General features: G+C 67.9%; 15 protein-coding genes and 1 pseudogene. 8 read left to right on the plus strand and 8 right to left on the minus strand.

Annotation, left to right across the window (positions count from 1 at the left end; genetic code table 11):
- Positions 1–16 precede the first annotated feature (16 nt).
- Positions 17–532, minus strand: coding sequence for a DUF2505 domain-containing protein (locus C8258_RS22175; RefSeq protein ID WP_039781209.1), 516 nt, complete (start codon positions 530–532; stop codon positions 17–19).
- Between the two features lie 37 nt (positions 533–569).
- A complete protein-coding gene (locus tag C8258_RS22180; RefSeq protein WP_106956860.1) occupies positions 570–1,055 on the minus strand; it encodes a DUF2505 domain-containing protein in 486 nt (161 codons plus the stop codon).
- Positions 1,056–1,096: 41 nt separating this feature from the next.
- Between C8258_RS22180 and C8258_RS22185 the strand changes: the two genes are divergently transcribed.
- Together C8258_RS22185 and C8258_RS22190 are read left to right on the plus strand one after the other, a co-directional pair.
- Positions 1,097–2,188 carry a UDP-N-acetylmuramate dehydrogenase gene (locus C8258_RS22185; protein WP_106956861.1) on the plus strand — a complete coding sequence of 364 codons (1,092 nt, stop codon included), beginning with the start codon at positions 1,097–1,099 and terminating at the stop codon, positions 2,186–2,188.
- Positions 2,189–2,257: 69 nt separating this feature from the next.
- Complete coding sequence (locus C8258_RS22190) at positions 2,258–3,499, plus strand: Ig-like domain-containing protein (protein WP_369974804.1); 1,242 nt, start codon at positions 2,258–2,260, stop codon at positions 3,497–3,499.
- 16 nt (positions 3,500–3,515) lie between these two features.
- Here C8258_RS22190 and C8258_RS22195 read toward each other — a convergent pair whose 3' ends face one another.
- Entirely contained in the window at positions 3,516–4,250 is a 735-nt protein-coding gene (locus tag C8258_RS22195; protein WP_063065413.1) for an SDR family NAD(P)-dependent oxidoreductase, read from the minus strand.
- A 58-nt stretch (positions 4,251–4,308) separates the two neighbouring features.
- On the opposite strand from C8258_RS22195, the gene C8258_RS22200 reads away from it, so the two are divergent.
- The 4 genes from C8258_RS22200 to C8258_RS22215 all read left to right on the plus strand — a co-directional run bounded on the left by C8258_RS22200 (position 4,309) and on the right by C8258_RS22215 (position 8,114).
- Positions 4,309–5,133, plus strand: a complete 825-nt coding sequence (locus tag C8258_RS22200) for an alpha/beta fold hydrolase (protein WP_106956862.1) — start codon at positions 4,309–4,311, stop codon at positions 5,131–5,133.
- A gap of 98 nt (positions 5,134–5,231) precedes the next feature.
- On the plus strand, positions 5,232–6,584 hold the full coding sequence (gene mshA, locus C8258_RS22205) for a D-inositol-3-phosphate glycosyltransferase (protein WP_106956863.1): 1,353 nt from the start codon (positions 5,232–5,234) through the stop codon (positions 6,582–6,584).
- Complete coding sequence (locus C8258_RS22210) at positions 6,581–7,084, plus strand: YbjN domain-containing protein (protein WP_369974801.1); 504 nt, start codon at positions 6,581–6,583, stop codon at positions 7,082–7,084. The genes mshA and C8258_RS22210 overlap by 4 nt, the downstream gene beginning before the upstream one ends.
- Positions 7,085–7,151: 67 nt before the next feature.
- Complete coding sequence (locus tag C8258_RS22215; protein WP_106956864.1) at positions 7,152–8,114, plus strand: ROK family protein; 963 nt, start codon at positions 7,152–7,154, stop codon at positions 8,112–8,114.
- Positions 8,115–8,172: 58 nt separating this feature from the next.
- Here the strand turns inward: C8258_RS22215 and C8258_RS22220 are convergent.
- From C8258_RS22220 to C8258_RS22235, 5 genes and pseudogenes are all read right to left on the minus strand, one after another.
- Positions 8,173–8,268: pseudogene (locus tag C8258_RS22220) on the minus strand (DUF4287 domain-containing protein); the annotation flags it as partial.
- Between the two features lie 3 nt (positions 8,269–8,271).
- Positions 8,272–9,192, minus strand: a complete 921-nt coding sequence (locus C8258_RS22225) for an alpha/beta fold hydrolase (RefSeq protein ID WP_106956866.1) — start codon at positions 9,190–9,192, stop codon at positions 8,272–8,274.
- A 92-nt stretch (positions 9,193–9,284) separates the two neighbouring features.
- Entirely contained in the window at positions 9,285–10,391 is a 1,107-nt protein-coding gene (locus tag C8258_RS22230) for a YeiH family protein (RefSeq protein WP_106956928.1), read from the minus strand.
- A gap of 5 nt (positions 10,392–10,396) precedes the next feature.
- Positions 10,397–10,558 (minus strand): hypothetical protein, encoded by a 162-nt coding sequence (locus C8258_RS32950; RefSeq protein WP_199195810.1) that lies wholly within the window; start codon positions 10,556–10,558, stop codon positions 10,397–10,399.
- Between the two features lie 114 nt (positions 10,559–10,672).
- Positions 10,673–11,209 (minus strand): SLATT domain-containing protein, encoded by a 537-nt coding sequence (locus tag C8258_RS22235; protein WP_157163491.1) that lies wholly within the window; start codon positions 11,207–11,209, stop codon positions 10,673–10,675.
- Positions 11,210–11,358: 149 nt separating this feature from the next.
- On the opposite strand from C8258_RS22235, the gene C8258_RS22240 reads away from it, so the two are divergent.
- Together C8258_RS22240 and C8258_RS22245 are read left to right on the plus strand one after the other, a co-directional pair.
- Entirely contained in the window at positions 11,359–11,742 is a 384-nt protein-coding gene (locus C8258_RS22240; protein WP_030516176.1) for a hypothetical protein, read from the plus strand.
- 85 nt (positions 11,743–11,827) lie between these two features.
- A complete protein-coding gene (locus tag C8258_RS22245) occupies positions 11,828–12,622 on the plus strand; it encodes a hypothetical protein (RefSeq protein ID WP_036506009.1) in 795 nt (264 codons plus the stop codon).
- Positions 12,623–12,630: the final 8 nt, after the last annotated feature.

The following is a 12,630-nucleotide window of genomic DNA, read 5'->3' on the forward strand; positions in this document are numbered from 1 at the left end:
GGCAAAACAACGAGACTCAGGCCGTCGGGCGCTGCTCTTCCAGCCACTGCTGGGTGAATTCGGCTTCGGCGCGGAACAGGTCCACGAGGTTGACCAGCATCATCTGCTCGAGTTTGGGGCCCAGCATCGGAATGAAGACCTTCGCCACGGGTGAGGTGCGCAGGGTGCAGCCGGTCTCGGTGGGAAACAACCGCACGGTGCCGGTCAGCGTGCCCGGACCGGCCGGAACCGAGGCGCTGAACTCGCCCTCCACCTCGGGGCCGAACGGTCCGTAGCTCTCCTTGCGGGTGATCACGAGATCCTTGCGCATCACGGTCTGCGCGATTTCGGGCAACATGTCGCGCGGCAGGATGTGCCGGAGTTCGAGTTCGATCCCGTCCCCGTCGGCCTGCAGGTGGACCACCTCGTTCGGCGAGTGCTTGCGCATCTCCTCCATCCGCGCATCCCAGTAGGCACGGTTGGACAGCGCCGCGTACACCTCTTCGGTGGTGTGCAGCGGATAGCGAGCGGAATAGTCCAGTCGGCGAGCCATGGGGGACCAGGGTACTGGTCCCCGGCGCGGGCCCGAATCAGTGGTTGGTGATCCAGGTGTTGGTGAAGTCGGTCTCCGAGGCCAGCAGTTCCAGCAGTTTCTCGGCCACCACGGCCTCGATCTTCTTGCCGAACAACGGGATCGTCACCTCGACCGAGCCGTCGACGACGGCCTGGGAGGCGGTGCCGGAACCGGTCAGGGTGACCGTGCCGCGCACCTTCGCGGGCGCACCCTCGACGTGGGCTTCGAAAACGCCGGACAGGCCCTCGTAGTTCTCGGTACGCGGGATGATCAGATCGCCCGGGCGCACCGAGGTGATGGCGGGGGGCAGTTCGGAGGCGGGGATGGTCTGCACCATCTCCACGCGGAGCCGATCACCGTCGGCCGAGAAGGAGTCCAGCCGCGCACCGGGCCCGCCGACCTCCGCGATGCGGTCCTTCCAGTACTGCTCGTCGGCGAGCGCAGCACGCACCGCCGCGGCGGGGTGCGCGTAGTGAGCCGTGTACGCCAGGGGTGTCGCCATGGTGTGACACGCTACCGTCTTTCGATGTGCAGACATCTCGAGTGGTGGCATTCGACAACGTGCGTGAGTTGCTGAGCGCGACCGGCGCGCAGGTGCGCGAATCGGTGCCGCTGGCCCAGCTGACCACGCTGCGGGTCGGCGGACCCGCGACGGTCGCCGAATGTCGCACCACGGAGGCACTCGTCGAGACGGTGCGCACCCTCGACACCGCGGGCGTTCCGGTGTTGCTGGTCGCCGGTGGTTCCAATCTGCTGATCGCCGACAGCGGGTTCGCCGGCGTGGTCGTCCGCATCGCCACCGATGCGGTCGAACTCGGATCCGGCAGCGTGACGGCCGAGGCGGGCGCGGACTGGGACGGTGTGGTCGCCGCGACGGTCGCGGCCGGATTCGGCGGACTCGAGTGCCTGTCCGGAATTCCGGGTTCGGCCGGTGCGACGCCGGTGCAGAACGTCGGCGCCTACGGCGTCGAGGTGGCCCAGGTGCTGCGCCGGATTCGGCTGCTGGATCGCGTGAGCGGCGAAATCCGCTGGGCCGCACCGCAGGAACTCGGCTTCGGTTACCGCACCTCCGTGCTCAAGCATTCCGATCGCGCGGTGGTGCTCGCGGTGGAGTTCGCGGTGAATCCGGACGGTGCCAGCGCGCCGCTGCGATACGGCGAACTGGCCCGCGCCTTCGACGCCACCGACGGCGAGTCCCGTCCCGCCGCGGCCGTGCGCGAGGCGGTGCTCGCACTGCGGGCCGGTAAGGGCATGGTGCTCGATTCGGCCGACCACGACACCTGGAGTGCCGGTTCGTTCTTCACCAACCCCGTCGTGGCGCAGGATCGGGCGCCGGCGGTCCTCGACGCGATCCGGGCACATGTGGGAGATATCACTATTCCGACCTATGCCGCCGAGGGCGGGGTGAAATTCTCCGCGGGCTGGCTGATCGAACAGGCGGGCTTCGGTAAGGGTTTCCCAGGTCCGGAGGCTCCCGTCCGGTTGTCGACGAAACATACGCTCGCCCTGACCAACAGGGGTTCTGCCCGCGCGGCGGACCTGGTGGACCTGGCACGCACCGTGCGGGCGGGCGTCGAACAGCGCTTCGGAATCAGGCTGGAACCCGAACCGGTGACCGTCGGGCTCGAGCTCTAGGGGTGGCGGGCGCCACGTCGCGAACGGGCCGGGCTGTCGGAGGGGCGCGGTAAATTCGCGGAAGTGAACATTCGAGGAATTGCCGGCCGCCGGGCCGTACTGGTCGGGGCCGGCCAGCTGGCGGTGGCCGCGCTGGTGGCCGGATGTTCGGGCAGTGGCGGGGGCGGTTCGTCCGCGCCGAAGGAGTCCGGCCCGGTCGCGAAGCTGAGATTCGAGCCCGGCAGCGGTGCCGCCGACGTGAACCCGGTCGCACCCGTCTCGGTGACGGTCGCCAGCGGCCGCATCGACCGGGTCGCGCTGACCAATCCGGACGGTAAGCAGGTCACCGGCACCCTGTCGCCCGACAAGAGCAGTTTCACGGTCACCGAGCCGCTCGGTTACGGCGTCACCTACACCTGGTCGGGCACGGCGGTCGGCACCGACAACAAGCCCGTGTCGATCGAGTCGAAATTCACCACCCTCGCCCCCAAGCAGACCGTGTCGGCCACCATCAACATCGGTGACGGGCAGGAGGTCGGCATCGCCGCGCCGATCATCCTGCAGTTCAAGAAGCACGTCGAGAACAAGGAAGCGGTCGAGAAGGCGCTGACCGTCACGACCACCCCGGCAGCCGAGGGCGGCTGGGCCTGGCTGCCGGACGAGAACGGTGGCTCCCGCGCGCACTGGCGTCCGCGCAACTACTGGGCGCCCGGGACGGCGGTAACCTTCGCGGCCAAGCTGTACGGCCTGGACCTGGGCGGCGGCGCCTACGGCAACTCGGATCTGTCCTCGCAGTTCACCATCGGCCGCAGCCAGATCGTGAAGGGGTACGCACCCAGCCATCGGGTGCAGGTGATCCGCGACGGGTCCACACTGTTCGACTTCGCGTGCAGTTACGGCGAGGGCAACGAGGCGCGCAATGTGACGCGTTCGGGTATCCACGTGGTGACCGAGAAGTACGAAGACTTCCTGATGTCGAATCCGCCGTTCTACACCAACGTTCGCGAACGCTGGGCGGTACGCATCTCCAACAACGGCGAATTCATCCACGCGAACCCGGAATCGGCGTCGGCGCAAGGCAATACCAACGTCACCAACGGCTGTATCAACCTGAGCACCGGCGACGCCCAGCAGTACTTCCCGACGGCCATGTACGGCGACCCGGTCGAGGTCACCGGCACATCGATCGCCCTGTCCGCCGCCGACGGCGACCTCTACGACTGGACCATCGACTGGGACACCTGGAAGACCATGTCGGCGATCCAGGGCGAGCCCGCACCGGTGGTCTCGGCGACTCCGGTGGCGCCGGGACCGGTTCGCGGCGGGAGCTAGCGCTCACCGCCCCGGCTCAGCTGCGGCGGGCGAAGCGGCCGGCGTCGGCTTGGTCGCGCGGCTTCACCACGATGGTGTCGAGGTTGACATGCGGTGGGCGGCTCGCGACGAAGCCGATGATCTCGGCGATGTCGGTGGCGAACAGCGGGTCGATGCCCTCGTAGACCTTGGCCGCGCGCTCGGTGTCGCCGCCGAACCGGACCAGGGAGAATTCGGTTTCGACCGCGCCCGGCGCGATTTCGGTGAGCCGCACCGGCTTGCCCAGCAGTTCGCCGCGCAGCGTGCGGTGCAGGACGGCCTGCGCGTGTTTGGCCGAGGTGTAGCCGGCGCCGTTGTCGTAGGGCTGCAGGGCGGCGACCGAGGTGACGGTGACGATCAGTCCGTCACCGGAGTCGATCAGTTTCGGCAGCAGCGCCTTGGTCACCCGCAGCGTGCCCAGCACGTTGGTCTCCCACATCCACCGCCAGTCGTCGAGATCGGCCTCGGTGACCGGCGCCAGCCCCTTGGCTCCGCCGGCGTTGTTGACCAGCACGTCGGCGCGTTCGACCGCATCGGTGAACAGGCGCACCGACGACTCGTCGGTGACATCCAATTCGATTGCGGTACCGCCGATTTCGTCGGCCAGCGCCTGCAGTCGATCCATCCGGCGCGCTCCCACGTAGACGTGATAGCCCTGTTTGGCGAGCTCGCGGGCGGTGGCCTCACCGATTCCCGAGCTCGCTCCGGTGACGACGGCATGACGGGTGCTCATGGGAACCGAGCCTAGCGTGCGGGCAGTGCCGGAATTCCGTCCCGTTAGCCTGGCGAGCATGGCGATTCGGGAAGTGGTCAGCGCGGACGGAACCAACATCGTGTATCAGGTCTCCGGACCCGAACAGGGACGTCCGCTGGTGTTGCTGCACGGGTGGGCCGGCACGTTGCGGTGCTGGGGTCGTGCGGCGGAGATTCTGGCCGAGACGTTCCGGGTGATCGCCGTCGACCTGCGGGGGCACGGCTACTCCGGTGCGCCCGAGGCCGGCTACGACGATCCGAAGAACTGGGCGGCCGACGTCGCAGCGGTGCTGGCCGCCGAGGACATCACGGCCGGTGCGGTGCTGCTGGGCTGGTCCTACGGCGGCATCGTGCTCAGCGACTATCTGACCGCGTACGGCACCGGCGCCCTGGCCGGGGTGGTGTACTGCGGATCGCAGGCCGGTATCGGCCGGGGCGTCGAGGGTGCCCAGCCCGGCCCGGCGATGCAGAAGGCCATCCCCGACGTGTTCGAGGAGAGCGCCGGCCGGGCGATGCGGGGATTCGCCGCCTTCGGCAACGCCAACACCGGGCCGGGCCGGGACAAGGGCGAGGACGCCCAGCGCCTGTTCGGCGGCAGCCTTGCGACCCCGCCGCGGGTTCGCAAGGCGCTGTTCTACCGCACCGTCGACAACACCGAGACCCTGCGCAACCTCGACGTTCCGGTCTTCATCATGCACGGCACCGCCGATCCGGTGGTCCCCGTCGAGAACGGCCGCTACATCGCCGAACAGGCCCCCGAGTCGCGCACCTCGTTCTGGGACGACGCCCAGCACGGCCTGTTCGTCGAGGACCCCCAGCGCTTCGCCGACGAACTGACCGAATTCGTTGCGTCGCTGCGGTGATCCCGCGCACACCCACCTCCCAGCGGTGGGTGTGACTACGCTCACTCGGGCCTCGCGCGCATAACGGTTGACGCGTCGAGGCGTGCACACTGGAGGGTGTGAGTTATCGCCCGGATCAACGTCCGCATCGGATCGCGGTGTTGTCGGTGCACACCTCTCCACTCGCACAGCCGGGTACCGGCGATGCGGGCGGGATGAACGTCTACGTGCTGCAGTCGGCGCTCCAGCTGGCTCGCCGCGGCGTGGAGGTGGAGATCTTCACGCGGGCGACGTCGTCCAACGACGAGCCGGTGGTCGAGGCCGCGCCGGGGGTGCTGGTGCGGCATGTGGTGGCGGGACCGTTCGAGGGGCTGGACAAGCACGATCTGCCGACTCAGCTGTGTCCGTTCGCGGCGGAGGTGTTGCGTCAGGAGGCCCGGCAGCTGCCCGGCTACTACGACCTGATTCATTCGCACTACTGGCTGTCGGGGCAGGTGGGCTGGCTGGCCCGGGATCGGTGGCGGGTGCCGCTGGTGCATACCGCGCACACGCTGGCCGCGGTGAAGAACGCATTCCTGGCCGAAGGGGATTCACCGGAACCGCTGTCGCGGGTGGTGGGCGAGAAGCAGATCATCGCCGAATCGGATCGGCTGGTCGCCAACACCGCGGAGGAGGCCCGCCAGCTCGTCGAGCTGTACGGCGCCGAATCCGGGCGTATCGACGTGGTGCCGCCGGGTGCGGATCTGTCCCGCTATCGACCCGGTGACCGGGCAGCCGCGCGCGCCGAATTCGGTATCGAGCCGGACGAGCAGGTGGTGGCCTTCGTCGGCCGGATCCAGCCGCTCAAGGCGCCCGATGTGCTCGTGTTCGCGGCGGCCGAGGTGCTGCGAACCGAACCCGAGCGCAAGCTGCGGGTGCTCATCGTGGGCGGGCCCTCGGGGACGGGTCTGGATCGTCCGGACGCGTTGATCGAGTTGGCCGCGACGCTCGGCATCTCGGATCGGGTGACGTTCCTGCCGCCGCAGCCGCCGCATCGTCTGGTGCAGGTGTACCGGGCCGCGGATATGGTCGCGGTGCCGAGTTACAACGAGTCGTTCGGCCTGGTCGCCATCGAGGCGCAGGCCAGTGGCACGCCGGTGCTGGCCGCCGACGTCGGCGGGTTGAGTACGGCTGTGCGAGACGGTGTTTCGGGCATGTTGGTGTCGGGCCACCGGGCCGACGAGTGGGCGGCGGCCCTGCGCGGACTGCTCGACGATCCGGAACGGCTGCGGCGGATGGGCGCGGCCGCGGTGGATCACGCGGCCGGCTTCTCCTGGGAACACACGGCCGACGGTTTGCTCGACTGCTACGGCGAGGCGTTGGCCGGACATCGGGGTGTGCGTTCGCGAATGCCGGGTACGTTGCTGACAGAGGGCAGTCAAGCCAGGTCGCGGGCGCTGTGGCGGCGCCGGATGGGAGTGGTACGCCGGTGAGTGACACCATCGCGCAGACCGCGCAGCTGATCGACGACACCGTGCGTGAGCGCGAGATCGACTACACCCGCGAGGGCCGGGACACCTTCGTCGTGGTGCTGCCCGGTGAGCGCAAGCTGAAGACGACGGTCATGCTGACGGTCGGCAAGCACGGCGTGCGCGTCGAATGCTTCGTCTGCCGCAAGCCCGACGAGAACTTCGAGGGCGTCTACAAGTACCTGCTGCGCCGCAACCGCCGCCTCTACGGTGTCGCCTACACCCTGGACCGGGTCGGCGACATCTATCTGGTCGGCCGCATCGCGACCCATGCCGTGACTCCCGACGAACTGGACCGCGTCTTCGGTCAGATCCTGGAGGCGGTCGACGGCGACTTCAACGTGCTGCTGGAGCTCGGCTTCGCGGAATCCATTCGGCGCGAATGGAAATGGCGTGTCTCGCGCGGTGAATCGCTGAAGAATCTGCGGGCGTTCGAGCATCTGGTCGACACCGAGGAGTCCTGACAGCTCTCGCCCGCCGAGTGGGTACCGTGCATCCGATCGGGTGATGCGCTGAGGAGGCGGTGGCGAGATGGGCGTGCTGGCTGTGGATATCGGCGCGACGAAATTCGCCGCGGCCGTCGCGACGGCGCCGATCGAGGCAGTTCCGTACGACGACCCCGCACTGCGACCCCGATCGCTGTCCCTGTTGCGGCACATGCGCCGGGTCGACGTGCCTTCCCGGAGAGCCTGGGAAGCCTGCCGCGAGCTGCTGCGGCAGGTGGTAGCTGCCGCATCGGCCGACGACACCTGTGGCACCGGCGAATTCGAGGTGACCTCGATCGGGATCGCCGCCGCCGGCCCGGTGGATGTCGGTGCCGGTAGCACCGCCCCCTTGAACATTCCCGAGTGGCGTGACGGCTTCCCGATCGCCGCCGCGGTGCGAGAATTGTTCCCCGAGGCCGATATTCGATTCGCGATCGACGGCGCGGCCTTGGCATTGGCGGAGTATCGCGTCGGTGGTTTACGCGGTGTCCGTTCCGGATTGGCGATGACGGTCTCCTCCGGAATCGGCGGCGGCATCGTCAGCGACGGCCGAGTTCTCGTGGGCCGCACCGGAAATGCCGGGCACGTCGGCCATATCGTGGTACCGGGCTGGGATGTGCCGTGTGCCTGCGGCGGTGTCGGATGTGTGGAGGCCGTCGCGAGTGGCATGTCCTCGGTCCGGTGGGCACGCGCACAGGGCTGGACGGGAACGACCGGGATGGAACTGGCGCGCGCCGCCGGAGCGGGTGACGCCGTCGCCGCGGCTGCGCTGTCGCGCGCGGGGACAGCTCTGGGACAAGCCATTTCGTCTGCCGCCGCGATGCTCGACATCGACCGTGTCGTGATCGGTGGCGGTTTCGCCGAATCCGGCGCCCCGCTGTGGGATCCGCTGCGGGCGGCGGTGGTGAAACATGCCGGCCTCGGCTTCATCCGTGAACTTCGTGTCCTGAAATCCCCGATCACCGACGGTGCCACGCTGGTGGGCGCGGCGGCTCTCGCGACCGATTGAGGACGAGGGCCGGTTCGACGGCCGGCGCCTGCGCGCTGTCGGGCCGGGCCCATGCTGCCTACCCGTTGTCGATGCTGCGCACATGCGCGACAAGCGCATTCGCGTGCCCGTGCCCCAGCCCGTGCTCACTCTTCAACCAGGCGACCAGCTCCATGGCTCAGTGCCGACCGGCGAAGTCGCGTAGGAGTTCTCCGGTGGGGCCGGGCTCCTCGATCATCGGGCTGTGCCCGCAGTCGAGCGATTCGATCCGCACTCCCGGCACGCTCCGGTAGTCCTCGAACGATGCCGCCGGCCAGCGGTGGTCCCGGGAGCCGTAGAGCACCAGGCTCGGCAGCCCGAGATCGGCGAGGCGGTCCGGTTCCCGGCGTTCCCGCAGATAGACGTCCGACGCGTCGGAGGTCGCGGTGACACTGCGGTAGGTCATGCCGTGGAAGTCGTCCACGAGCTGCTGCGGGATCGCGACGTCGCGAGTGAACGCGCTGCTCATGGCGTATCGAATGGCGGCATCCGGGAGCAGGGGCCACAGCGGTTGCCCGATCTGCGGGACGAACAGCAGGTTGCCGAGCGGGCCGTTGTCGGTGAAGGCGTCCAGGCGCGACCCGGTGCTGATCAGTCCGATCGCGCTCACCAGGTCGCGACGCTGAGCGGCGAGTTCGGTCGCCACGTACCCGCCGGTGGAGTGCCCCACGGCGATCGCGCTCCGCACGCCGAGGCGGTCGAGGACCGCTCCGACGCGATGTCCCTGCTCGGCCATGCTGTAACCGCTGTCCGGTTTGGCCGACCGGCCGTGGCCGAGCAGGTCGACGCGCACCACGTAGAAGTCCGCCAGCGCGGGCAGGACCGGATCCCACCACGAGACCGAGCCGCCGGTCCCGTGGATCAGCACCACCGCCCGCGCGCTCGGCGCCCCGCTGGTGACGACGTGGAGATCGCCGCCCGGTAGCCGCACCATCCGGTCCCCGGAATCGTCCGGTGCGGCCGTCGCGAACCCTGCGGAATTCCCGACGAGCAGTGCGGTGAGCGCGGTGACCAGCAGCAGCATCGCGCGTTTGGCTCGGCCGGCAGCGGCAGTTCCCATATCTCCTCCTGAGGACGATGGCGGATGCCATGACTGTCCCGGAGGGCGCGGGTGCGCGTCTTGTAGAAATGTCGGCCGCTACCGGCTGTCCGTCAGTCGACCACGCCCCAGTGCAACACCCGGACGGTGAACAGCACCAGCCCCAGCGACACCGTCGCGACCACGACCAGGCCGACCACCGCCACCGCGAGGGGCCGCCATCCGCTGCGCCCCAGTTCCCGGAAATCGGTGTTGAGACCGACGCCGGCGAAGGTGAGCAGGAAGGCCCATTTCGACAGGTTGGCCAGGTTGGCCAATTGCGCCTTGTCGATCCAGTGGGCGGTCGCCAGCGCGGAGACCGCCAGGAAGCCGAGGACGAACTTCGGGAACTTCGCCCACACGAAGGCCGCCTTGGCGCGCAGACCGGGCGCGATGGTGTCGGCCTCACCGCGGGAAGCCCAGTACAGGCCGAAGCCCAGGACCACGAATCCGATGAGCGCGTTGCGGGTCGATTTCACCAGCACCGCCAGTTTGCCGGCGGCGTCGGAGTAGGCGTAGCCGGTCGCGGTGGTTTCGGCGGTGTTGTCCACGGCCAGACCCGCCCAGAGGCCGAATTCGTGATCGGTCAGCCCCAGGCCGTGGCCGATCGCGGGAAGCGTGAACAGTGATACCGCGCCCAGTGTCAGGATCGCGGCGATGGCATAACCGACGTCCGCATTGCGGGCCCGGATGGCTCCGCGCGCGGCCACGATCGCCGAGACGCCACAGATCGAGGTGCCCACGGCCAGCAGCGATCCCAGCTTGCCGGACAGGCCGAGCAGCCGTGCCACGGTGAGAATGATCGCGCCCGCCACCGTCATATCGATGAGGATCAGCACGAAGCTGGTGCCACCCAGTTTCGCGACGTCCCCGAGGACGAAACGGGACCCCAGCGCCACGATGCCGGCCTTCAACCAGAATTCGTAGGTGCCGATACCGGGCTTGAAAATCCGGTGCACCCCAACGGTATTGGCGATGATCAGTCCGAAGACGATGGCCCACAGGACATATTCGATATCGGGGAAGCGCCAGTGGTGAGCGTGGACCAAGTCGTTCACCCGGATCTGGGTGTACTTGCCGAGCAAGCCGACCGCCACCAGCAGCGCGATGCCCGGCAGATAGGCCAGAGCTCCCCGCAGGTTCACCGATTCCTCTGTCGCGGTTGTCGTATCGGTAGCCATGGCGATCACCACGGAATCTTCGGCAGGGCGTCGGCGACGGCGAGCAGCACGAACGCGCCCGCGACGATCACCGCCCACCAGTCGACGCCGATCCGCCGGAAGACGGAAGGTTCCGGGGCCGATGCCCCCGGACCTTCCCGGTCGGGTACCACACCCGGTTCACTCATGGCCGACTCCCTCATAGCCGTCGATCGCGGTGACTTCTGCGATCAGGCGTCATCATGAGCGGCGTCGAGTCGGCGGGAAAGTAATCGAATCAACAAGATTCGAGAAGGGCGGGTCTAGCGTTCCTTGCCCGTATCGGTGACTTCGCGTGCCAGCGGCTGGGTTCGGCGCATGGAGGTCCACGCTTCCAGATCCTCCGCGAGAATCGCGTTGAGTTCGATCATCGCCTCGCGCGCGAGCAGGTCGCGATCCTCGTGCTGGGCTCGCCGCAGTTCGACGCCGCGCAGCAATGTCTGGAGCTGGCCGATGATGACACTGCGCTGGATCCACATCTCCCGATGGCGATACAGACCGTCCCAGGCGGTGACCACTCCGATCGATGCCGCGAGTCCCGTGCTGAGCAGGCCGATCCACGGCGCCTGGAAGACCGCCACCGCGGTACCGAGCACGGCGATGACACCGTTGGCGACGGCGGTCCATACGACCACCCGTTTGGCCCGGGTCTTGACGACCAGGCGGGAGCGTTCGTACTCGTTCCGGTAATAGATCAGATAGTGCAGGCTCACGGTCAGGGCGTCGGCGTCGCTGGGCGGCGAAGGGGGACTGTGCAGCCCCGAGGAGTGACTTCCGCGCGTATTTCTCGACAGTCGCATGGAACAGGGAGGTCCTAGCGGGAGTGCGGTGCTGGGTTGATACGGAGGTGGATAAGGTAGCAGGAGTGGTTGCATTTGGGTGGCATTTTCAGCTACACTGATCTGACCGCCGTGTTGCGGCAGGCTCGTGCACTGGAGGGTTGAGACCGATGACCGTTGCGAACGCTCTCGCCATCACCAGTCATGTCGATACGGCCAAGCTGCGTCCGGCGGAGCTCGCGCGACAGCTCGTCCAGCATCTGGGTCCGACCCTGGTGGCGTTGATCGCCGGTGTCCGAGACCGCAAGCTGCCGCACAAGTGGTCCCATGCCGAAGGTCCGACGCCCAGGGATGCCGCCCTGGCTCGCCTGCAGGTCGCGCATCGGTGCTGGATCATCCTGGCGACCGCCGAGGACAGTGATGTGGCGCGGTCGTGGTTCATCGGAGCCAATCCGCGGCTGGGTGAGGAGTCGCCCGCGCTGGCCATCCGTGCGGACCGATTCCGCGAGACCATCGCTGCCGCAGTGGCATTCGTCGACGGCTCGGACAACTGACTCGGTCGACCGAGGCGCGCGGTGAAGCCCGCTTTCGATAAACTTCCCTCTTTGGGAAGCTATCGGAAGAGGGAGACCGGTGTCTGTGCGCGAAACCCGAAATGCTCGGCGCTGCGCCAAGACCGGTTTCGCGCTTCTGCCCGCCGCCTCGCGTGAGGTCTATCGGCTGGCGAAACCGTCCTACGGACCGCTCAATCCGCTCCAGCGCGGGATATCCAGTGACGAATCACGAACGGACTGGAATCGTTACGACGTCGAAGGCCAGCAGACCGTCTACGCCGCCAGTACCGAACAGGGCGCGTACGGAGAGCTTCTCGCACCGCTCAAGCCGAAACTTCCCCGCCGCGCGTCCCACTATTTCGACGACGTCGCCTCCGACGACGAGCTCGAATCGCTGATCAAAGAGGAGTGGCAGAGCTCGGGATATCGGCCGCCGCGTGAGCTGAACATGTTGTGGCTCAGTGAATACAAGCTCTACCACCTGAGACTGCCGACGCACGGATGGTTCATCGATATCGAGGCGGCCTCGAGCCTGTCGGCGATTGCGCGGTATGCCCCGATCGCACTCGTGGAGCGCGGTCTGCGGGAGGTCACGGTCGCCGAACTGCGCGGCGGCGAGCGCTGGCTCACCACCGCGATCTCCACACGGATCTGGCAGATCACTCTCGACGACGACAGCCTCGCTCACGGCATCGCCTACGGGTCGCGGCACGGCAGCGAATGGGACTGCTGGGCCATCTGGCTGCGCCGGACCGGTCTCGCGCACACCGCGAACGGACTCGTCACATCGGCGGATTCGGGCGCCGAGGTGCTGCCTCCGCCGATCAACCCCGCTCTGCAGGCGATTCTGACCGCCTACGATCTCACCGTGAGCTGGTAGGTCGCGCC

Source organism: Nocardia sp. MDA0666 (assembly GCF_003023875.1).
GTDB classification, from domain to species: Bacteria; Actinomycetota; Actinomycetes; order Mycobacteriales; family Mycobacteriaceae; genus Nocardia; species Nocardia aobensis.